Source organism: Actinobacillus capsulatus DSM 19761 (genome assembly GCF_000374285.1).
Classification (GTDB): Bacteria; Pseudomonadota; Gammaproteobacteria; order Enterobacterales; family Pasteurellaceae; genus Actinobacillus; species Actinobacillus capsulatus.
Window position 1 is genome coordinate 1 of sequence record NZ_KB893946.1, and the last position, 22,356, is coordinate 22,356.

At 39.0% G+C, this 22,356-nt stretch carries 22 protein-coding genes; 12 read left to right on the forward strand and 10 right to left on the reverse strand.

Annotated elements, in window-relative coordinates:
* Positions 1-146, forward strand: a 146-nt coding sequence (locus tag C228_RS15210) for an IS3 family transposase (protein ID WP_155877790.1), incomplete at its 5' end; no start/stop codon positions are given.
* Positions 147-234: 88 nt separating this feature from the next.
* Here C228_RS15210 and C228_RS0110770 read toward each other — a convergent pair.
* From C228_RS0110770 to C228_RS0110790, 5 genes are all read right to left on the reverse strand, one after another.
* Positions 235-1,593: a sodium-dependent transporter gene (locus tag C228_RS0110770; RefSeq protein ID WP_018652628.1), complete on the reverse strand. Its 1,359-nt coding sequence runs from the start codon at positions 1,591-1,593 to the stop codon at positions 235-237.
* Positions 1,594-1,662: 69 nt separating this feature from the next.
* Positions 1,663-2,499: a Dam family site-specific DNA-(adenine-N6)-methyltransferase gene (locus tag C228_RS0110775; protein WP_018652629.1), complete on the reverse strand. Its 837-nt coding sequence runs from the start codon at positions 2,497-2,499 to the stop codon at positions 1,663-1,665.
* A 3-nt stretch (positions 2,500-2,502) separates the two neighbouring features.
* The gene (gene aroB, locus C228_RS0110780; protein ID WP_018652630.1) at positions 2,503-3,591 is read right to left on the reverse strand and encodes a 3-dehydroquinate synthase; all 1,089 of its coding nucleotides are present in this window, start codon (positions 3,589-3,591) and stop codon (positions 2,503-2,505) included.
* Positions 3,592-3,607: 16 nt separating this feature from the next.
* Complete coding sequence (aroK, locus tag C228_RS0110785) at positions 3,608-4,129, reverse strand: shikimate kinase AroK (RefSeq protein ID WP_018652631.1); 522 nt, start codon at positions 4,127-4,129, stop codon at positions 3,608-3,610.
* A 262-nt stretch (positions 4,130-4,391) separates the two neighbouring features.
* Positions 4,392-6,977: a penicillin-binding protein 1A gene (locus C228_RS0110790; protein ID WP_018652632.1), complete on the reverse strand. Its 2,586-nt coding sequence runs from the start codon at positions 6,975-6,977 to the stop codon at positions 4,392-4,394.
* A gap of 138 nt (positions 6,978-7,115) precedes the next feature.
* On the opposite strand from C228_RS0110790, the gene C228_RS0110795 reads away from it, so the two are divergent.
* The 9 genes from C228_RS0110795 to C228_RS0110835 all read left to right on the forward strand — a co-directional run bounded on the left by C228_RS0110795 (position 7,116) and on the right by C228_RS0110835 (position 13,222).
* Positions 7,116-7,802 carry a type IV pilus biogenesis protein PilM gene (locus tag C228_RS0110795; protein WP_018652633.1) on the forward strand — a complete coding sequence of 229 codons (687 nt, stop codon included), beginning with the start codon at positions 7,116-7,118 and terminating at the stop codon, positions 7,800-7,802.
* Positions 7,784-8,305, forward strand: coding sequence for a hypothetical protein (locus C228_RS0110800; protein ID WP_018652634.1), 522 nt, complete (start codon positions 7,784-7,786; stop codon positions 8,303-8,305). Before C228_RS0110795 ends, C228_RS0110800 begins: the two co-directional genes overlap by 19 nt.
* A gap of 2 nt (positions 8,306-8,307) precedes the next feature.
* Positions 8,308-8,835 (forward strand): hypothetical protein, encoded by a 528-nt coding sequence (locus C228_RS0110805; protein WP_018652635.1) that lies wholly within the window; start codon positions 8,308-8,310, stop codon positions 8,833-8,835.
* Positions 8,828-9,232, forward strand: coding sequence for a hypothetical protein (locus tag C228_RS0110810; RefSeq protein WP_018652636.1), 405 nt, complete (start codon positions 8,828-8,830; stop codon positions 9,230-9,232). The genes C228_RS0110805 and C228_RS0110810 overlap by 8 nt, the downstream gene beginning before the upstream one ends.
* Positions 9,233-9,242: 10 nt before the next feature.
* Positions 9,243-10,538 carry a type IV pilus secretin PilQ gene (gene pilQ / locus C228_RS0110815; RefSeq protein ID WP_018652637.1) on the forward strand — a complete coding sequence of 432 codons (1,296 nt, stop codon included), beginning with the start codon at positions 9,243-9,245 and terminating at the stop codon, positions 10,536-10,538.
* Between the two features lie 125 nt (positions 10,539-10,663).
* Positions 10,664-11,077 (forward strand): transcription antitermination factor NusB, encoded by a 414-nt coding sequence (gene nusB / locus C228_RS0110820; RefSeq protein ID WP_018652638.1) that lies wholly within the window; start codon positions 10,664-10,666, stop codon positions 11,075-11,077.
* 63 nt (positions 11,078-11,140) lie between these two features.
* The gene (gene thiL, locus C228_RS0110825; protein WP_018652639.1) at positions 11,141-12,109 is read left to right on the forward strand and encodes a thiamine-phosphate kinase; all 969 of its coding nucleotides are present in this window, start codon (positions 11,141-11,143) and stop codon (positions 12,107-12,109) included.
* A 4-nt stretch (positions 12,110-12,113) separates the two neighbouring features.
* Positions 12,114-12,587, forward strand: a complete 474-nt coding sequence (locus tag C228_RS0110830; RefSeq protein ID WP_026313284.1) for a phosphatidylglycerophosphatase A family protein — start codon at positions 12,114-12,116, stop codon at positions 12,585-12,587.
* Positions 12,588-12,595: 8 nt separating this feature from the next.
* On the forward strand, positions 12,596-13,222 hold the full coding sequence (locus C228_RS0110835; RefSeq protein ID WP_018652641.1) for a LysE family transporter: 627 nt from the start codon (positions 12,596-12,598) through the stop codon (positions 13,220-13,222).
* 61 nt (positions 13,223-13,283) lie between these two features.
* Here the strand turns inward: C228_RS0110835 and C228_RS0110840 are convergent, their stop codons facing one another.
* Entirely contained in the window at positions 13,284-14,381 is a 1,098-nt protein-coding gene (locus C228_RS0110840) for a TrmH family RNA methyltransferase (protein ID WP_018652642.1), read from the reverse strand.
* 166 nt (positions 14,382-14,547) lie between these two features.
* Here C228_RS0110840 and suhB point away from each other — a divergent pair, with 166 nt between their 5' ends.
* Positions 14,548-15,360 carry an inositol-1-monophosphatase gene (gene suhB / locus C228_RS0110845; RefSeq protein ID WP_018652643.1) on the forward strand — a complete coding sequence of 271 codons (813 nt, stop codon included), beginning with the start codon at positions 14,548-14,550 and terminating at the stop codon, positions 15,358-15,360.
* A gap of 121 nt (positions 15,361-15,481) precedes the next feature.
* Positions 15,482-17,338, forward strand: a complete 1,857-nt coding sequence (gene dxs / locus C228_RS0110850) for a 1-deoxy-D-xylulose-5-phosphate synthase (protein WP_018652644.1) — start codon at positions 15,482-15,484, stop codon at positions 17,336-17,338.
* Between the two features lie 36 nt (positions 17,339-17,374).
* Here the strand turns inward: dxs and tyrA are convergent, their stop codons facing one another.
* The 4 genes from tyrA to pyk all read right to left on the reverse strand — a co-directional run bounded on the left by tyrA (position 17,375) and on the right by pyk (position 22,285).
* Entirely contained in the window at positions 17,375-18,496 is a 1,122-nt protein-coding gene (gene tyrA / locus C228_RS0110855; protein WP_018652645.1) for a bifunctional chorismate mutase/prephenate dehydrogenase, read from the reverse strand.
* Positions 18,497-18,613: 117 nt separating this feature from the next.
* Positions 18,614-19,678, reverse strand: a complete 1,065-nt coding sequence (locus C228_RS0110860) for a 3-deoxy-7-phosphoheptulonate synthase (RefSeq protein ID WP_018652646.1) — start codon at positions 19,676-19,678, stop codon at positions 18,614-18,616.
* Between the two features lie 42 nt (positions 19,679-19,720).
* Positions 19,721-20,767: a glycosyltransferase family 9 protein gene (locus tag C228_RS0110865; RefSeq protein WP_018652647.1), complete on the reverse strand. Its 1,047-nt coding sequence runs from the start codon at positions 20,765-20,767 to the stop codon at positions 19,721-19,723.
* 78 nt (positions 20,768-20,845) lie between these two features.
* Positions 20,846-22,285 carry a pyruvate kinase gene (gene pyk, locus C228_RS0110870; RefSeq protein ID WP_026313285.1) on the reverse strand — a complete coding sequence of 480 codons (1,440 nt, stop codon included), beginning with the start codon at positions 22,283-22,285 and terminating at the stop codon, positions 20,846-20,848.
* Between the last annotated feature and the right edge of the window lie 71 nt (positions 22,286-22,356).

The following is a 22,356-nucleotide window of genomic DNA, read 5'->3' on the forward strand; positions in this document are numbered from 1 at the left end:
AATGTTTTTATGGACATCAATTTGCAACAGTTGATGAATTAGAACAGGCATTGCATAAACATATTCGTTACTATAATGAGAAACGGATAAAACCAAGCTTAAAAAATTTGAGCCCTGTACAATACAGAGCCCAATATCTTAGCTAATTTATGAACTGTCCAAATTTATGGGGCAGATCATTTTTATGTATTATTTATAAAAAAGCTATCCGTGACCGAATAGCTTTTTTATGATTTAAAGTGAATTAAAGAAGATCACTAAAATAATGACTGGGATAATAAATCTTACGTAGTTAAACCAAATATTAGTGAACGTTTTATTTGCACCTAATTCTGCTTTAGCTTCATCTTTAAGAACAAAACCAACGAAAACCGCACTACCCAATGCTGTTAGAATAAATAAGATATTCCCACTGATATAGTCGAATGCATCAAAGATACTTTTACCCATAATTGTGATATGTTTCCATTCATTGTCACCTAATACGGATGGAATATTACCCACAACGAAAATTATTCCAAGCGTTAAAGCAATTGCAGCTTTGCGCCCCATTTTGGTTTTTTCTTGTAATGCGGTGATAATTACCTCGTAAATAGTGAGTGAAGTAGTGAGTGCTGCAACGACTAATAAGCTGAAGAAAATAACCGCAAAGATACTCCCGCCCCACATATTAGAGAATACGATTGGTAAACTTTGGAATACCAAGGTTGGTCCTGAATTTGGCGCAACACCGAAGCTAAATAATGATGGGAAGATCATAAAGCCGGCAAGTACCGCAATCAGCGTATTCATAATCCCAGTAATGGTTGCCGTTTTGACTAAGTTCTCATTTTTATCTAAGTAACTTGATAAGGTAATCAATACACCAAAACCAAGGCTTAATGCAAAGAACACTTGACCTAATACAAATACGAAAAGTTTAGGTGTGATTTTAGAAAAATCTGGCATAAGGTAGAAAGAAATACCTTCCGCGGCACCTGGTAATGTGACGTTACGAATCACCATCACAAGGAGGAAAATAAACAAAATCGGCATGAGATATTTTACTGAACGTTCAATACCATCAACGATTCCTTTGACCAAAATAAAGTAGTTTACTAATACGAAAATCGCTGTGTAACCGATGATTGCGAGCGGGCTGTTTTGAATACTTTCTTTGTAATAAGCCGCAGTCGTTTCAACGGTAACTGGAGAAGATAAATCAAGGGTACCGCTCAATAAGCTATCAATATAATTTAATACCCATCCGCCTAAAACCATATAGTAAGCTAAGATACCAAATGCACCGAGTAAGCCCATATAGCCAAGAATTTTCCAACCTGAGGCAATTTTTTTACCGTTTGCCGTTCCGCTAAATGCATCAATGGCATTTACTTTAATGCGACGACCGATAACATTCTCCACCAAAATCATCGGAATACCGATCACAATCATTGCGATACAGAATAGAAATACGTAAGCTCCGCCACCATTTTCGCCTACAAGGTAAGGAAAGCGCCAGGTTGCGCCAAAACCGACAGTCGCACCGGCAACAGTCATAACATAAGCCAATCGGTTTGACCACGATTGGCGTTCTACAGGTTTATTTGACATTATTACTCCTAAAGTGCTAATAAAGACCGACAAACGGTCTGATTTTTAAAAACTTTTACAAAAAGAGATTTATGCAAAAAATGCAAATAATTCATCGACTTTTATACGTGTATCACCTTTTTGGCTGATAGAACGCTGAACTTTAATTTTTTTGATTTTTGCGCCTTTATAAATGCTACGGGTAAAAGCCGTATCATGATTTGAAATTAATACCGGAATGTTTTTAGCTTGTGCTTGCTTTGCATAAGAGGCAAGTAATTCTTGCTGGGCAAGACTAAAGCCTCCTCCGGCATAATTGGTGAAATTGCTTTCTTGTTGAAGCGGAGCGTAAGGCGGATCGCAGTAAACAATATAGTTATCCGATTTTTGCTCCAATAAGTTGAAAACCTCTTCAAAGTCAGCGCAAATAAACTGTGCCTTTTGGGCTTTTTCAGCAAAAAAGCGCAATTCTTGCTCAGGGAAATAGTGTGTTTTATATGCGCCAAACGGTACATTATATTCTCGCTTTTGGTTATAGCGACAAAGCCCATTAAAGCCAAAACGGTTTAGATATAGGAACAGCACAGCTCGGCGGAATTTATCGTTAGATTGATTAAATTCCTGACGGCGCGCGTAATAAAATTCCGCACTATTAGCATTAGGGGCATGAAAGAGCGCTTTTGTTTGCTGAATATAATGTTCTACATCTTGCTTTACGATATTAAACAGGTTAATGAGATCTGGGTTAATATCAGCGAGCAGATAACGATCATAATCCGTATTGAGAAATACGGAGCCTGCACCTACAAATGGCTCAACGAAACAAGCCCCCTGAGCTGGCTGAGGGGGCAAATGTTTGTTGATTTCTGGGGTTAGGCGGTATTTTCCACCCGCCCATTTTAAAAAGGCACGTTTGTGGTTGCTCATAAATTAGCGTTGAGTGAAGCGTTCTATTGCTGCTAATACTTGTGCTTCTGTTGCTTGTGCGCTGACGTAGGCTTGACCAAGTGATTTAAGCAAGATTAAACGTAATTGACCGCCTAGTACTTTTTTATCGCGCCACATATAAGGGAGATATTCCGCCGGTTCCATATTATCTGGTGAGATAGTTGGTAAAACCGCTCGAGCTAATAACTTCTCAAGACGAGCTACGTCTTGTTCGGTTAAATCACCGAGAATGCGAGATAATTCAGCTGCTTCAAGCATACCGACGGATACACCTTCACCGTGTAACCAGTTACCATATCCCATATGCGCTTCAATAGCGTGGCCAAACGTATGACCTAAGTTAAGTAACGCACGCTCACCTTTTTCTGTTTCGTCTCGTGCGACAACATCGGCTTTTAATTGGCAACAGCGCTGGATACAGTATTCCAATGCATTTTGATCTAGAGCGACAAGGTTATCAATGTTTTGTTCTAGCCATTCAAAGAAAGCAAGATCAAAAATCGCACCGTATTTGATAACTTCAGCTAAGCCGGCGCTTACTTCACGTTTAGCTAAAGTATGTAAGCTATTCGTGTCAATAATTACCGAAATCGGTTGGTAAAACGCACCAATCATATTCTTGCCTAGAGGATGGTTTACCGCCGTTTTACCCCCTACGGAAGAATCCACTTGAGCAAGCAAAGTCGTTGGAATTTGAATAAAACGGATGCCTCGTTGATAAGATGCTGCGGCATAGCCAGCCACATCTCCGATAACGCCACCGCCTAATGCAAGAAGGGTAGTGTCTCGGTTATGATTTTTTTCCAATAATGCGGTGAAAATCATATTGAGGGAATCTAACGTTTTGTATTTTTCCCCGTCCGGAATTAATACGTAATCAACACAACAACCCAGTTTAGCCAAAGTGTCTTGAACCGTGGCAAGATAATGTTCAGCAACCGTTGGATTAGAGACAATCATTACTTTATCACCCGCTTTTAGCGGTGCATAACTTTGAGGATCCGTTAACAGACCTGCTCCAATAAGAATCGGATAACGACGTTCTTTCAATTCAACATTCACTTGCAACATATCTTACCCCTTGTGGTTACTGTAAATTATCAATTAACTCGATGATATGAGTTGCAACAACTTTTGCACTCTGCTCATCGGTTTGTAGTGTTATGTCAGCAATTTCTTCATATAACGGATTACGAATTTTTGCTAACTCTTCAAGGGTTTTGCGTGGATCTTCTGTTTGAAGTAACGGACGCTTTTTATCACGTTGAGTACGTTCAAATTGTTTATCTACAGTTGTTTCTAGGTAGATCACAATACCTCTGGCAGAAAGCACGTTACGGTTATCTTTTGATAATACTGAACCTCCGCCGGTTGAAAGTACAACCCCTTGATTTTGGGTTAATTCATTAATAATTCTCTCTTCGCGTTTACGGAAGCCTGCTTCACCTTCTACATCGAAGATCCAATCAATATCTGCACCGGCACGTTCTTCAATAACAGAATCGGAATCAATGAAATCCATATTCAACATTTGTGCCAGCTGACGACCAATGGTGCTTTTTCCTGCTCCCATGGGGCCCACTAAGAAAATATTACGTTTTTCAGCCATTATTTTTTCTTCATTTATTCGACAACTAATTTAAACAACTCGACCTGTGGAAAGAAAACGACCGCTTATGCCTTACTGCCTTCAATTGGCAATGGCAAGCGGTCTGTTTTGCGAAAAATTTTACAATTATGATTTTTCGATTAATTCAAATAGTATAGATGCCACAAATCGCCCAAAATAAAATTGGATGTAATTATCTCAAGAAATCGCACCTAATTTCAACCTTATAGGAGAGATTATCTCCAAATTTTTACATTATTTTTTAGAATAATTCACTACCTTCCGGTGAGCTTAAAACCCCTTTAGGAGGTAAACCTAAACGTTGTTCGATATGCAACTGTTTATCCTGAGATTGTGGCAGTTTATAGGCTTTTTCAACGATATATTTTTTCGTTGGTTCAGTGCCCTTGATAAAGTACTCAGTTAAATTGCTGCCTAAGAAACCACTTGTTGAATCAATTTTTGCTTCAACAATATTTTGAGGTATCGGGAAGTTACGCTCAGGTTTATCTTTTAATGCCACTTTCATGTATTTAACCCATGCAGGCATCGCAGTTCTTGCTCCTGCTTCTCCACGACCTAAATCACGTTTATTGTCATCAAACCCGACATAAACGGTCGTTACGATATTAGCACCGAAACCAGCATACCAAGTCACTTTTGAATTGTTTGTAGTACCGGTTTTTCCGCCGATATCTTTACGCTTGAAGTCATTAGCAAGTGCTTTACTGGTACCGTTCCAAGCTTGCCCCGGTTCACCATAAATTGCACTATTTAATGCACTACGCATTAAAAAGGCCAGCTCGCCGCTAATTACTCGTGGCGCATAACGGACTTCTGCAGAATTTTGAGCCGCCTCAGTCATTAAACTTGGTGCATTGGTTTTTACCGCCGGTTTGATTTCCGGTTCAGCCTCGGCAGCAACTTCCGTTTCGGCTTCTTCCGTAACATTTTCTTCTCCGGTAGTACCTAATGCTTCACGTAGTTGTTCTTCATCGTGGATTTTTACACCGTCAAAATAAGTCGGTTCAGGGTATTTTACTGGAATATGATCACATTCCACACAAGCAATCGCCGGATTTGCTTTAAATAATTCATTACCTTGGTTATCCAAGATGCGATCAATAATATAAGGATCAACTAAATAACCGCCATTATCAAATACAGCGTATGCACGAGCCATTTCTAGCGGCGTAAAAGAGGCTGCACCTAGTGCTAGTGCTTCGGTTGCCATAAATTGATCACGGCTGAAACCAAAACGTTCTAAATATTCGGCAACATAGTCTAAACCCGCCATTTGTAAGGTGCGGATTGCCACCATATTTTTAGACTTACCTAGTGCAACACGCAAGCGCAGAGGACCTTCGTAGCGATTGTCTGCATTTTTCGGCGTCCAAGGCTTTTGTCCGCGCTTAATGATCGTAATCGGTGAATCGCTCAGCGTGGTTGAAAGACTTAAACCTTTATTCATTGCCGCAGTATAAATAAACGGTTTGATTGATGAACCAACTTGAACTAAAGATTGGGTCGCTCGATTAAAGCGACTTTGTTCAAAGCTAAATCCACCGACGATCGCTTCAATTGCACCGTTATCACTGTTTAATGACACCAATGCTGAGTTTACTTCAGGAATCTGGCCTAGCTGCCAATCTCCGCTGTTTTTTGTTTGGCGAACCCAAATTTGCTCACCGACATTTAATTTAATCAATTTACCAAATGTGGCGTTTGCTTTTTTCAATTCGGCTTTATCGCCGTTAGCCAACATAATGGTATAACCGTTTTTGCTGGTCGCAACAACTGCTGCCCCGACGAATGGTTCTGAATTCGGTAATTTGCTTAGGTGTTCGATAATTTTTTCATCATCCCAAGCATTTTTGCCGCTCCAAAGCTTTTCAGCTCCACGCCAACCGTGGCGGCGGTCGTAGTTAATTAAGTTTTCGCTTAGTGCGTCTTGAGCCGCTTTTTGGTCAGTAGACAGTACGGTTGCATACACTTTAAAGCCTTTGTTATATGCAACGTCTTCACCATAACGCTTCACCATCTCTTGGCGAACCATTTCGGTTACATAGTCGGCTCTAAATTCTAAAGCGGTACCGTAGAAGGTAGCTTTTACCGGTTCTGCTTTTGCTTGGTCATGCTGTTGTTGAGTAATTTTACCGACTTCTAACATACGACCTAATACAACATTACGACGTGCTTCGGCGCGCTTTACCGAGTAAAGCGGATTCATCGTAGAAGGCGCTTTAGGTAAACCGGCAATAATTGCGATTTCACTTAAATTGAGTTGCTCTAATGACTTACCAAAATAAGTTTTGGCAGCTGCTGCTACTCCGTGAGAACGGTAACCCAGATAAATTTTATTCAGGTAAAGTTCAAGAATTTCATCTTTGCTCAGTACTTTCTCGATCTCAAGCGCTAAGATAGCTTCTTTGATTTTCCGCTCTATATTACGTTCCGGAGTTAAGAAGAAATTCCTTGCCAATTGTTGTGTAATAGTACTTGCACCTTGCGTATCACCTTGGCTAGAACGCCAGATAGCACGCACGATCCCTTTAGGGTCGATACCGTTGTGATCGTAGAAACGAACGTCTTCGGTTGCAATAATTGCATCAATAAGTGTTTGTGGAATTTCTGCTAGTTTTACTGGAATACGGCGCTGTTCACCCACTTCACCAATGAGCTTGCCGTCAGCCGTGAATATTTGCATCGGCTGTTGTAATTCAACGCTTTTTAATGTTGAAACATTTGGTAGGCTTTCTTTGATATGGAAATACGCTAAGCCAGCGACAATCCCTCCCAAAATAATGAGAGAAAGAAAAGTACTTAATATTATTTTTGCGATCTTCATCGAAAAATTCTCTTTTGGTAAATGACGAAATAAAAATTTATAGCCAATATACAGACACTATAAAGGTATAAGTATAAGCGAAAAACACCTAAAAAACCGCTAAAAAATCAAACAAAGTCAATTTAAAGGAGTAAAATTGTGAAAAGTTTCGCCAAGTTGCTGAAAAAAACGCAAAAACCTTTATTCATTGGCATCAGTGAAAATCAGACCTATCGCTGCTTTGTTTGGAAGGATGAGCCCGAAAATAAAACTGAGATTTATTGGCAAGCAAAAGCAGAAGATAATGACTTTTCATGGCAACAAGCGGTTAAATTTCCTAAAAATTCTACATTTGTTTGCTCGGTTCCTTTCCAATATGTTTGGCGAAAATATATTTTCCTACCACTCAGCCATAGCCAAACAATGATCTACCATCAAATTTTGCAAGTGTTAAGACAAGAATTACCGCTTGTACTGGAAGAGGTTTATTTTGACTACCAACTTTTTCCATTGCCGAATGACGGCTTGGTTCGAGTACTTATTTATGCTTTGCGTAGAAATTATGCAAATTCACTTTTAATTAAATCTGATACGATTCTTGATTGTGAGCTTTACTGCTTTGTTAGAGGTTTTAATTACTTATCCATTTCTGAGTTACCCCAAGAAGATCGAATTTACGCTTTAAAAAATAAAACATTTAGATTAACAGCGAAAGCAATTGAGTTTAGTTCTGATCTGACACAAGCCAACTGTGATTTAAGTCATCTTGAATTACCTGGTTCGACAAAAGATCCTTTTTTATATGTAACCGCATTAGGGGCGAGTTTATGGAATGGCAAGGGATAAATTTAACCGATTGGCGAATAAGGCAATGGAAACGCAAAATTTATAGCCAATTTTGTTGGTTATTTATTATTGGCATGATGGCACTTTGTCTCGCTATATATTTGCAATCGAGTGCTTGGCAAATTTCTCAGCAAAATAGACCGCTTGTAAGTCAAACTAAGCACTTAGAAACAGAATTGGAACGACTGAATAGCAAATTAGAACAAGGGCGAAGCTTATCAAATGTTCATCTAAGTGAAACGTTAACTGAAAGTCAAGTGAATATGTTTTTAGATTTATTACAAAGTTTGCCTTTAACACAAGGTGGAATAGATACGGTCGTGCTGGAACATAATGAGATTCCAAGTATGACGATAACCGGTATATTAATGCAATCCTCCCAATTTGATCGGTTAGAAAAATATTTATTCGAACAAAAAGCATTTAAATATTCATTAGTTAATTTTCAAATAAATGATCAACTTCAAGTTGAATTTAGTTTGAATGTTGTATTAAGGGAGTAAGAATGTTTTCTATTAATCGATTTTATTTATCTCCTCAAGGATATGTTTTTAGGATGCTATCATTTGTTGAACGTTATTTTAAAATAATTCTAGTTTTATTGTTCGTTTCAATTATTAGCTATCCGTCTTATTGTTATTTTTATGAACAATATCGACAGAGGGAACTATTATTTTTTCAGCAACAATTAACTGACGAAATTATCCAAAAGAAGATACTGTATCAAAGCCTTTCCAAACATAATGACGATTTTAAAAGAAAGGAACAATCTATTAGCCAATTTAATCAACAATTACAAAATTTATTTAATCGTCATCAGGTAAAGTTAGAGCAAATGCAATGGAATGTAGAACAAGAAAAATCAATATATTTTTCCTTAAATCATCAAGTTGTAAGAGTACTTAATTTAATCAGGATTTTATCTAAAGTTAAAAAATTAAGGTTTAAGGAAATTAATTTAGTTAAATTAAATTCAGAAAAACAGCTGCAATTAAAAGCTACAGTTATTGTAATAGAGGATGAAAATGAATAAATATATTTTAGGTTTGCTATTTTTTGTATCTGTAAGTATTGCAGAGCCATTTTATGGCGAGCAACTAGCTGATGAAAGTACGGTCTTTTTAGCAGAAAAGAGTATTGCTATTGATTCCGAAAAAGTAACCGTTTGTCCAGTACCTTCGTTAAGAAACAATCGTTATTTACCTTCCAAATTAACCCAATTGAAATTTATCGGCGTACTCAAGAAACAGGATAAATATAAAGCGATTTTGATGAATGCTCAAAAGCAACTGTTTGATCTGCAAGTCAATGATTGGTTGGCGGATGAACTGATTCAGATTGTAGATATTGATTTAAAATCAATTAGTTATATTAATTGGCAATCTGAGAAAAATTGTCAGTCACCTGGCTTAGTTATCTTAAAATTATAGGAGCAGAGCAGTGAAGCAAGCGATTTTATTACTCTTTTTTATATTTTCATCGATTACTGTGTATGCTTTTTCTATCTCGTTAAAAAATGCACCAACGTCAGAAATTCTAAGTTATTTAGCGGAAGAACACGGCAAAAATATTGTGTTAAGCGATAATATTGAAACGAATACCACATTAAGAATTGAAAATAGTGATTTTGATAGTGTTTTAAAAAGTATCACTCGAGCGAATAAATTGACGACAGTATATGAGAACCAAATTTATTTTATTAGCCATAAAAAAGATGATAAGGAGCCTAACAGAGGATTAAATCCGGAATTATTAAAACCTAAACTGATTACTAAAACTATCAAATTAGATTATGCTAAAGCGGCAGAAGTGATTGAATCTTTAACCAAAGGTAGCGGAAACTTTTTATCGGAAAATGGTTATTTACATTTTGATGATCGCAGTAATAGTTTGATTATTAAAGATAGCTCGGAATCGATGAAAAATATTGTGAAATTAATTAGAAATCTGGATAAACCGACTGAGCAGATTGCGATTGAAGCAAGAATAGTCACGATAAGCAGTGAAAATTTGCAAGAGCTTGGCGTGCGTTGGGGAATGTTTTCTCCGGCAAATGGACATCATAAAATTGCCGGCCCGCTTGAAGCAAATGGGCTACCAAATACTAATCACTTAAACGTAAATTTTCCGGTAAATAATGCAGCTTCTATTGCGCTACAAGTAGCGAAAATTAATGGACGAGTGCTTGATTTGGAACTCACTGCTTTGGAGCAGGAAAATAATGTAGAAATTATTGCTAGCCCTCGTTTATTGACTACCAATAAGAAGCCCGCGAGTATTAAGCAAGGGACGGAAATTCCTTATGTGCTGTATAACCGTAAGGATGAAGTGAAAAATATTGAATTTAAAGAAGCGGTTTTAGGGCTGCAAGTCACGCCACATATTTCAAACGATAAGAAAATTTTGCTCGATCTGGTTGTAACACAAAATTCACCGAATTCAACTAGTTCAACAGTTCACGGCTTAGTGACGATTGATAAGCAAGAACTGAATACGCAGGTATTTGCTCAACACGGTGAGACCATTGTGCTTGGTGGTATTTTTCAACATCTAACTGCAAAAGGAGAGGATCGAGTGCCGATTTTAGGTTCGATTCCGGTCATTAAAAAGTTATTTAGTCATTCAAGCGATAAAATTAGTAAGCGTGAACTAGTGATTTTTGTTACGCCTTACATTGTTAAAAATGGACAATCACAAGTTTCCTCGCATTCTTCATATAAATTACCGCCAAAATAAGATAAATTGTGTTAGAATTCCCCGCTTAAATCACAATAAGTTATAGCTTGATTGCGTACGAATTTGTGTGTGGCGGTTTATTTAAATGCCGCCATTTTGTTCTTTATGATAAACGCAGAGGTTTTATGAAAGTTTCTCCACGTCGCCGTGCCAGAGAGTGTGCGGTTCAGGCTCTTTATTCTTGGTATGTATCGCAAAACAGTGTAGAAGAAGTTGAATTATCATTTATCACAGACCAAGATATGAATGGTGTTGATTTGCCTTATTTCCGTAAATTATTACGCGGTACGGTTTTATATGTAGAAGCGATTGATAGCGATCTTCGTCCGTTTTTAGATCGTGCGGAAGATGAGGTTGATCCGATTGAACGTAGCATCTTACGTCTTTCGGCATACGAATTAAAATATGAACTTGATGTACCTTATAAAGTGGCCATTAATGAAGGTATTGAAGTGGCGAAAGTATTCGGTTCAGAGGATAGCCATAAATATATCAACGGTGTTTTAGATAAATTAGTACCAGCTTTAGGTCGTAAATAATTTATTTATCAAAAGAAGGTGAGCATTGGTTCGCCTTCTTTTTTATCATTTAACGGAGGAAAAATGACGGAATTTGAAGTCATTGCACAATATTTTAAACGTAACAATTTACGCTCTGATGTGGATTTATCCGTAGGCGATGACTGTGCAGTCACTACTTTAAAACCGAATGAACGTTTAGCCATTACTACCGATACGCTTGTATTAGGAACGCATTTTCTTCCGTCTATTTCCGCTGCAGATTTAGCTTATAAGACTTTAGCAGTTAATTTGAGCGATTTAGCCGCAATGGGGGCTACGCCTGCGTGGGTTTCTTTAGCTTTAACTCTCCCGAAAATTGATCATCTGTGGATTACTGAGTTTAGCCAAAGTTTATTTGCCGTATTAGATCGTTATCAGGTTGATTTGATTGGCGGTGATACAACTGGCGGCCCGCTTTCGCTCACCCTTACCGCACAAGGGATTTTACCAAAAGATCAAGGACTATTTCGACACCAAGCACAAGTCGGTGATTGGATTTTTGTTTCCGGCACATTAGGTGATAGTGCGGCGGGGTTATCACTTCTATTGGATCATTGCAAAATTTCAGGCGAATCCGCCCACTATTTAGTACAACGCCATTTACGCCCTACACCGAGAGTGGAGTTAGGACTTGCACTACGAGCATTTTCTCGTTGTGCGATCGATATTTCCGACGGCTTATTAGCCGATTTAGGGCATATTTTAGAGCGTAGTCAAGTTGGGGCTGAAATCGAATTGGATAACATACCACTTTCTACACATTTAACTGCTAAATATAGTGGGCAAGAAGCCCTCCATTTTGCTTTAACCGGTGGTGAGGATTACGAATTATGTTTTACCGTATCGGATGACAAGCGGTCGGAAATGGAAAAAATTTTACGTTCCCAAGGGATTAAGGTGAGCTGTATCGGTAGGATCATTTCGGCGGCAAGCGGTCTGATTTTACGCCAAAATGGCAAACAAGTGCCGGTACCGGCTCAAGTTGGTTTTGATCATTTTAAATCAGTATAAAACGATGAAAAATTTTAATTTAAAAAATCCGATTCATTTACTTGCTTGTGGTTTTGGTTCAGGCTTATTAAAGCCGGCACCGGGAACTTGGGGTTCGCTTGCCGGTGTGTTGATTGCTATTTTATTGTGGAATTTGACTGAGAGTTTTTTATTCTTTATCGGTTTAACCCTCGTGAGCTTTATTGCCGGTTGCCATATTTGTGAGCAAACCAGTCGTGATCTAAATATACATGATGACGGGCGTATTGTGTGGGATGAAATTGTGGCAATTTTTCTGATGTTTGCATTTTTGCCTGAATATAATTGGTTAGCTTATCTACTAACGTTTATTTGTTTTCGTTTCTTTGATGTATTAAAACCTTATCCGATTCGTTATTTTGATGAAAAATTAGAAACCGGTTTAGGTATTATGTTTGACGATATTCTTGCCGCAATTTATGCACTAATTGCTTTACATTTAATTTATTGTTTTATTTAGGAGAGTATATGCTTACCATTCTGTTGGTTCATCTGGCAGGCTTAGCCAGCCCTGGTCCGGATTTTTTTTATGTGGTACGCCAATCGGCAAGTCATTCAACTAAAGCCGGTATTTTAGCAGCGATCGGGATTTCATTAGGGATTATTTTTTGGGCGAGTCTTGCCATTTTCGGCTTGGCTTGGTTGAGTAATACGATTGGTACAATGTTCCAATTTTTGATTATGGTGATTGGTGGCATATATTTATCTTATATCGGTTCACTTATGGTGAGGGTTACAAAAAATGCAACATTCACGAATGGGCCAACAAATCTGAGAGTGTTAGATAATGTTACTGAAATTAAAAAAGGCTTATTGATCAATATCTTTAATGCAAAGGCTGGTGTTTATTTTACAAGTGTCGTTTCAGCATTCCTTGCTCAATTTACTCAAACTTCTGATCTATTTCTTTTATTATTTTTGTTTGTATTTTCAACGCTAATTTATTTTATATTAGTGGCATTGCTGTTTTCTCGCCGACCGGTACAAGAATTTTATACAAAATATAGTCGTTATATTGATAATGTTGCCGGTGTGATTTTTATTGTATTCGGTATGATTTTAATTTTTGATGGAATAAAAGGGCTAATAAGCTAACAAAGCTCCAAAGTAAAACAGGCTTACATTTTTGTGTAAGCCTGTTTTTTTAGTTTCCATCTTAAATGATATGCGTTTGGTACCATTGATTCAGTACGATACCAGTACTTACCGCAATATTTAAGCCACTGTTAAGCGGGTTTTCAAAAGAAAGCTGTACGGTGGTATCTTCCAGATATTCAATATCTTGTGCTGAAATTTCACTTAATACGAATACCGTTTTTGCAGCTAATTTTGTTTTTGCCAGTGATGCAGCTTGTTTATTGTGGGTTAAATGGACGATTTGATAGCCGGCATGACGTAATTGCGTCAGTGCGATTTGTTTATGCTTGGTTTCGAGCGCGCGCACAAATTCTAAACCACCTTCCGCAACGCGAGCTGCAGCACTTGAATTAAGGGTATTGGCACTTTCGACAATTACGCCGCTTACACCATAGAACGCACAAGTACGAATAATACCGCCTACGTTTTGTGCATTGTTCACTGCATCCAGTAAGACTAAACAATCACGTTTACGCTGCACTTGTAAATAACCTTCTAATGAGAACGGCACGGCTTTTTTCACTAATAAACAGACATCGCCGTGATGTTCGGTACCGGTTACACGTTCCATTTCGGCACGATCCACTACATGGTAAGCTTTTTTGTGTTCGGCTAGGTAGCTAAGCATATCGCCTAACTTTTTCGCCCCTTCTACTGTTGCCCATAAACGAACAATCGCATCCGGTCTTTGTTTGAATAGCGCAAGGCAAGCATTTTCGCCATACATTTTCATTTCTTCTGCACGGTTTTTCTTAATTTTTTCCGGCGCACGAGGAGAAAGCGGGCCGGTTTTTTTCTCTTTAATTGTGCTATTGCCACCTTTTACGCTAATTTGTACGCTGCCTTCGCCACTAACTTTTTTAGCGCTTGTAGGGTAAAGCACTTCACGAGCTTCTTGGCGATCTTTACGCTCAAAGCGGGCTTTATCGCTAGCGAATTTAGGTTTGTCGAAACGAGGTTTATCTTCGAATCGGTTTGAAGAACGAGCATTACGTTGTTCGCGGAGATTTGAGTGATGTTCATCGTTAAAGCGGTTTGATTTTGTTTGGAATTTGCTATCTCGGCGCTCATTAACGGTTTGAAAGCGGGGTTTATTTTCATTAAATTTTGGTTTCATTCTATCGTTCCTTAGGGAAAATTTCGGGCTATTATAGTTTATTCGCATAGTAAAATATCGCTTTTTTGCAAAAAATTTTGAGAATCAGACCGCTTGTTATTCCTTTATTTGGTAAGTTTCTTTATAATCACTCGTCTTTTTATGTTCTTTAAAATCTGGTGGAATTATGAACCCAATGTTAAACATTGCTATTCGTGCTGCACGAAAAGCAGGCAATATTATTGCTAAAGGCTATGAGCAAGCCGCGAGTGAAATCGAAGTGGCTCAAAAAGGTACAAACGATTATGTAACTGCAATTGATAAAGCAGCGGAAGCGGCGATTATTGAAGTGATCCGTAAATCTTATCCTGGTCATGCTATTGTTGGCGAAGAGTCTGGTATTTTGGCAGGCGAAAACGAAAATGTACAATGGGTGATTGATCCATTAGATGGTACAACTAACTTCGTGAAACGCTTACCTCATTTTGCAGTTTCGATTGCGGTACGTGAAAATGGTCGTACAACGGTGGGTGTTGTTTACGATCCAATCCGTAATGAACTTTTCACTGCTGTTCGTGGTGAAGGTGCAAAACTCAATGAATTCCGTTTACGTGTAGAAACAGATCGCCGTGATTTAAACGGTACTGTACTTGCAACCGGTTTCCCTTTCAAAGCAGCCCAACATCGTCCTGCGCATTTAAATATGCTTGAAGGCTTAATGAATAACGGCGTGGCGGATTTCCGTCGTACTGGTTCTGCAGCGCTTGATTTAGCTTATGTGGCGGCAAATCGTGTTGACGGTTACTTTGAAATCGGTTTAAAACCGTGGGATTTTGCAGCGGGCGATTTAATTGCGCGTGAAGCCGGGGCAATCGTAACGAATTTTGTTGGCGGTACGGATTACTTAAAATCAGGTAACGTCGTAGCAGGTCAGGCTCGTGTGGTAAAAGAGATCTTAAATACGATTCAACCGACATTAACCGAAGATCTTAAAAACTAATTTAAAATTTAAACCATAGATTTCACGGGTAAAACAAACAAGCGGTCAAATTTCTAGCTTATTTTGCAATACCCGTGTTAATCCGTATGGCTCGTGGTTAAATTAAAAAAAAGAAAACACTATGCAAAACAAATATCCTCTGTTAAGCCAAATCAACTCTCCGGAAGATTTGCGTTTGCTTGCAAAAGAGCAATTACAGTCTGTGGCAGATGAGCTTCGTGCTTATTTACTGGAATCGGTTAGCCAAACAAGTGGCCATTTAGCCTCCGGTTTAGGGGTGGTAGAGCTTACGGTAGCTTTGCATTATGTTTATCAAACACCTTTTGACCAACTCATTTGGGATGTTGGTCATCAGGCATATCCGCATAAAATTCTTACCGGTCGTCGTGACCAAATGCATACCATTCGTCAAAAGAACGGTATTCATCCTTTCCCTTGGCGTGAAGAAAGCCTCTATGACGTATTAAGCGTCGGTCATTCATCTACTTCAATTAGTGCCGGTGTCGGTATTGCCGTAGCAGCAGAAAAAGAAAATGCCGGACGTAAAACCGTATGTGTGATCGGCGACGGCGCGATTACTGCCGGTATGGCATTTGAAGCGATGAACCACGCTGGTGCATTGCATACCGATATGTTAGTTATCTTAAATGATAACGAGATGTCAATTTCAGAAAATGTTGGAGCACTTAATAATCACTTAGCTCGCATTTTTTCTGGCTCTCTTTATACTAGCGTACGTGATGGTAGCAAAAAAGTACTCGATAAAGTGCCAATCATCAAAAATTTTATGAAGAAAAGTGAGGAACACTTAAAAGGAGTGATGTTCTCACCTGAAAGCACCTTATTTGAAGAGCTGGGTTTTAATTATATCGGCCCGGTGGACGGTCATAATATTGATGAATTGATTAAAACGTTAAGCAATATGCGTGAGCTAAAAGGTCCGCAATTCTTACACATTCGTACCAAAAAAGGTAAAGGCTACGAGCCGGCGGAAAATGATCCGATTGGTTATCACGGCGTGCCTAAATTTGACCCGACTTGTGGACAATTGCCGAAATCAAAAACGATTCCGACTTATTCGGATATTTTTGGTAATTGGCTATGTGAAATGGCGGAAAAAGACAGTAAGTTAATCGGTATTACACCGGCAATGCGTGAAGGTTCGGGAATGGTTGAATTTTCAAAACGTTTTCCTGAACAGTACTTTGATGTTGCGATTGCAGAGCAGCATGCGGTGACTTTTGGTGCCGGTTTGGCGATTGCCGGTTATAAGCCGGTAGTGGCAATCTATTCAAGCTTCTTACAACGTGCTTACGATCAGCTGATTCACGATGTCGCGATTCAAAATTTACCGGTGATTTTTGCGATTGACCGAGCGGGGATTGTCGGTGCGGACGGGCAAACTCACCAAGGTGCATTTGATGTGAGCTTTATGCGTTGTATTCCGAATATGACGATTATGTGTCCGTCAGACGAGAATGAAATGCGCCAAATGCTTTATACGGCTTATCGAATGAATACACCGGCGGCGGTACGTTATCCGAGAGGTAATGCGCAAGGTGTGGCGTTAGAACCGATGCAAGCGCTTGAAGTTGGTAAAGGCAAGCTGATTCAGCAAGGGCAAAAAGTGGCGATTCTAAACTTTGGACCATTGCTAAATGAAGCACGTATCGTTGCAGAAAAACATAACTACACGCTGGTAGATATGCGTTTTGTGAAACCGTTTGATGAACAATTGGTAGCGGAATTAGCGGATTCGCATGAATTATTGGTGACTTTGGAAGAAAATGCGATTCAAGGCGGTGCAGGCAGTTTTGTGAATGAATATTTGCAAAAAGTCGGTAAAATTCGACCGCTTGTCATGCTTGGTATTCCTGATTTCTTCGTGCCACAAGCGACCCAAGCGGAAAGCTATGCAGATTTAGGCTTAGATGCGGCAGGCATTGAGCAGAGAATTCAAGCGGTAGTAAATCAATAAAGAAAAAGCTCATCTTATTAAAGATGAGCTTTTTTGTTATTTACGGTTATCATTTGCTTGTTGCAGTAACATTCGGCTTTCTTTTAAGAATTGCTCCGAATAATCACCAAACCAATGATGAACCTCTTCAAACGCTTGAATAAAACCGGCTTTATCATTGTTTTTAAAGAACTCCAAGCTGGTTGCAAAAGTGTCTTTAAGTGATTCAATTACCGCCAGATTTTCCGGTTTATCCGAAATAATATCTGCATATAAGCCGCCATCTTGAGCGAATAAGCGCCCGATCATCGCTAATTCCAAGCGGTAAATCGGTGAGGAAAGTACTAAAAGTTGCGATAATTTTACCGGCTGGCGAGATAGATGCAGACCGAAAGTAAAAGTTGAAAAGTGACGCAAAGCTTGAATATAAGTCATTGCATGATCATGCTCATGCGCATCAATCACTTCAATTTTTGCTCCCCAGATTTTAATTTGCTCAATAAGCCATTCATATTTTTCAGAAAAGCGTCCATGGCAGCAAGCAACCAGTTGTTTTGCCATTGAGGCGATATCCGGTCCAAACATCGGATGTAAACCGACAATCGGGCCACTGTGGATTTCCAACATTTTTTCAAGCGGTTGGGCTTTAACCGAGGTCAAGTCCGCTAGAATCATATTTTCAGTCAAGAACGGTTGTAAGCGTTCAATCGTTTCTAAAGTTTTGTTAATTGGTACACATACAATCACTAAATCACTGCCGCTAAGGATTTGTTCTGCATTGTCCCAATCTTTGCTGCCCAATGTTTCGACTGGGTAACCGGAAAGTCCAAGAAAACGAGCAAATAATCCACCTAATTTACCTTTACCACCGACAATCACAATTTTATTGATATTCGGATTGGTCGTTTTAAAGCCGTGTTTGTTTTCATTCGCATAAGATTCACGCATGATACGTCTTAATACGTCTTCGATCAAATCAGCAGGTATGCCTTGCTTTTCCGCTTCCTGACGGCGAGCAGCAATCATCTCCGTTTCTCGTTCCGGTGCGTAAACCGGAATGCCATGTTCCGATTTTACTTTTCCAACTTCAGCGACTAACTTTAAGCGTTCGGCAAACAGCTGAATTAGCTGTTGGTCAACTTGATCGATTTTTTCTCGTAAAGGATTTAATGGACTCATTGATTGTTCCTTCATTTGTCGGAAGATTCATTAAACAAGCGGTCAAATTTGCATAAAATTTTGCAAAATTTACCGCTTGCCCAATGTATGAGAATCTTACCAAATTATTTACGGTTGTTATTTCTGTCTTAATTTTTCAGCAAAATTTGTTAATACTTCTTCTGTGGTCTGCCAGTCGATACAAGCATCGGTAATAGATACGCCGTATTTCATTTCACTGAAGGGCTGTTCTGATGATTGATTACCGGCATTTAAATGGCTTTCGATCATTAAACCGATAATTGAATTGTTGCCGTTTAGTAATTGCTCTAGGGCATTTTCCGCTATCAGTGGTTGACGGCGGTAATCTTTATTGGAGTTACCGTGGCTACAGTCAATCATAATCGCTTCCGGTAAGCCTGCTTTGCGTAGCGCTAATTCGCATTCTTCCACATATTGTTGTTCAAAGTTTGGTATTTTACCGCCGCGTAAAATCACATGGCCGTCTTGATTGCCTTTGGTGTGTAATAAGTTTACTTGACCTTTTTGGTTGATACCGATAAAACTGTGGCTTTGTGCAGCGGATTGCATTGCGTTGATTGCTACAGCTAAGCCACCGTCCGTACCGTTTTTAAAGCCGACTGCCATAGATAAGCCGGAGGCTAATTCTCGGTGTGTTTGGGATTCGGTTGTACGTGCTCCGATCGCTGACCAACTAAAGAGATCTGCTAAGTATTGTGGTGTCATTGGATCTAGCGCTTCAGTTGCAAGTGGTAAACCTAATTCAGCTAGTTCTAAGCAAAGTTTACGTCCGACACGTAAACCGGTTTCAACATCAAAAGTACCGTTAATTTTCGGATCGTTGATTAAACCTTTCCAACCCACAGTAGTACGTGGTTTTTCAAAATAAACGCGCATTACGATATAAAGCTTATCTGAAACAGTGTCGGCTAATGTTTTTAATTTTTTTCCGTATTCGATAGCCGCAACCGGGTCGTGAATAGAGCAAGGGCCAATCACAATCAGTTTACGTGGATCACGTTTATGAATGATATCTGAGATCTCACGACGTGATGTTTCAATTTGTTTACGTAAATGTTCTGGCAGAGGAAATTCGGCTTTAAGTTCGGTCGGTGTGAGTAATACTTTTTCATCAGCAATATTTACATTATGTAAACTATCTTGGTTAACTACGGTGTTCATTTTTATTTCCTGTATGTGTAAAAAAAATAATACATCTCTACTTTACAATTTTACAGCTAGAGTTTCAACTATTTTTTTCTTCACCTCATTCACACTGATTCGTTCCATTAATTTGTCGCCTGATTTACTTCGAGCCTTAGTTGCCCAAGGTAACTTATTCCACGGTTTTCCATAATAATCTAGTACGGCTTGATCATAGGCAGAAACAACATTGTGTTGATCATTATAGGGCGCTGTACGGCGAGGATTATGAATTGCATATAAGCCGATAACAGGTGTAGATTGTGTAGTTGCGATATGTGCTGCCCCCGTATCGGGAGAGATAACCAAATCAACTTGTTTAATTAAGGCAGCAAGTTGTTTCAGGCTGGTTTTCCCTGTGATATTGATGCATTTAGGTGCAAGTTGTTGAATTTTATTTGCGGTTTCCATTTCATAAGCAGAAGGGGAGCCGGCAATAATCACATTGATATTCTGAGCGGTAAGCCATTTAGTGATTTCGGCATTAGGCTCTGCTCCCCAATCTTTTTCTTTTTTACTGGAACAAGGCGAAATTAAAACATTCTTCTTGGTTTTATCGATAAAAGCAGCACTGTAATCCAGATCGGATTGGCTTAAAGGCAATGACCAACGAGGGGTTAAATCTGTTACACCAATTGCTTTAGCAAACATCATTTGTCCGTCTAATACGTGTGGAGAAGCGGTCATTTCCACTTTTTCATTAGTAAAAAGCCACTGCATTTCACGTGCACGATCTTGATTAAAACCAATTTTTTTAGTCGCTTTAATGCCTAATGAAATCATTGAGGCTCGAAAAGCAGTTTGCATATTTAACAGGAAATCGAACTGCTTGTTAGCCAGTGTTTTCCAAAGTGTAAATATTCCTTTCCAGCCTGTTTTTTTATCATAGGGAATCAGTTCGACATTTTCCAAGCCTTGCATCAGCATTGCTTCGGTTTTGCCGATAATCCAGCTGATTTTTGCATCGGGATATTGGCGTTGAATCGCTTGAACGACAGCAAGGGTATGACATACGTCCCCAATAGCGGAGAGGCGTAAAATACAGATATTAAGCGGTTGTTTTTTCATTGGAATTTGCGTATTGAAATTGAGGTACATAATAAAAACCCACGCATTAGCGTGGGCTTTTTAGATTGAATTTAGTGATTATTCAACTTTTAAAATACGGCAAGTATTTGTACCGCCTTCTTTTAATTCGTCACCGTGTGTTAATAACACTAAATCGCCAGACATTAAGTAACCTTTCTCTTTTAATAATGCGATTGCTTTTTTCGCTCCATCAATTGTACGGCTTTCTTCATCATAGAATACCGGTGTAACACCGCGGTAAAGCGCAGAAAGATTTAATGCTTTTTGGTTACGAGATAATGCGTAAATCGGTAAACCTGAGCTGATACGGCTCATTAATTTAGCTGTTTCACCTGAGTGAGTTAATGCAATAATTGCAGAAACACCTTCTAAGTGGTTTGCTGTGTACATTGCTGACATTGCAACTGCTTCGTCTATAGTTGCAAATGTGCCTTCCATACGGTGGCGAGAAATATTGATGCTAGGCATTGTTTCAGCACCTAAACATACTTCAGCCATTGATTTAACGGTTTCTACCGGATAATCACCGTTTGCAGTTTCGCCAGAAAGCATTACCGCATCAGTACCGTCTAATACCGCATTTGCAACGTCCATAACCTCAGCACGTGTCGGCATTGGTTTTTTGATCATTGATTCCATCATTTGCGTTGCAGTAATTACTACGCGGTTTAATTTACGTGCACGACGAATTAAACGTTTTTGTACGCCAACTAATGCCGCATCACCGATTTCAACACCTAAGTCGCCACGCGCAACCATCACAACGTCTGAGCCTAAGATGATATCATCCATTGCTTCTTCGGTTGCTACGGTTTCAGCACGTTCCACTTTAGCAACGATTTTTGCATTTAAACCTGCTTCTTGTGCTAATTGACGAGCGTAGTGTAAGTCTGCGCTTGATTGTGGGAATGATACTGCAAGATAGTCAACGCCGATTTTCGCTGCTAATTTGATGTCTTCTTTATCTTTGTCTGTTAGTGCAGGCGCGGATAAGCCACCGCCTAATTTATTGATACCTTTATTATTTGATAAAGGACCGCCAACAGTTACTTCTGTATGAACTTTTACACCTTCAACAGAAAGTACTTTTAATTGAACGTTACCATCGTCTAATAAAAGAATATCGCCCGGTACTACATCGTTTGGTAAGTTTTTGTAGTCTAAACCAACCGCATCTTGGTGACCTTCACCACGTGGTAAATCGGCGTCTAATGTGAATTTATCACCGATGTTTAAGAAAATTTTACCGTCTTTAAAAGTTGATACACGTATTTTAGGGCCTTGTAAGTCGCCTAAGATTGCAACTGTTTTACCTAATTTTGCTGCAATTTCACGTACTTTATTTGCACGCTCGATGTGATCTTCCGGTACACCGTGTGAGAAGTTCATACGAACCATATTTGCACCGGCAGCAATAATTTTTTCTAAGTTATTGCCACGGTCTGTAGCTGGACCCATTGTACAAACAATTTTGGTTCTTCTGAGTTTTCTAGACATTGATAGACTCCGTAATGTATTGATTTGCCGATATTAAAAATTCTTTTTATGACAGGGCTTGATTCTGCCTT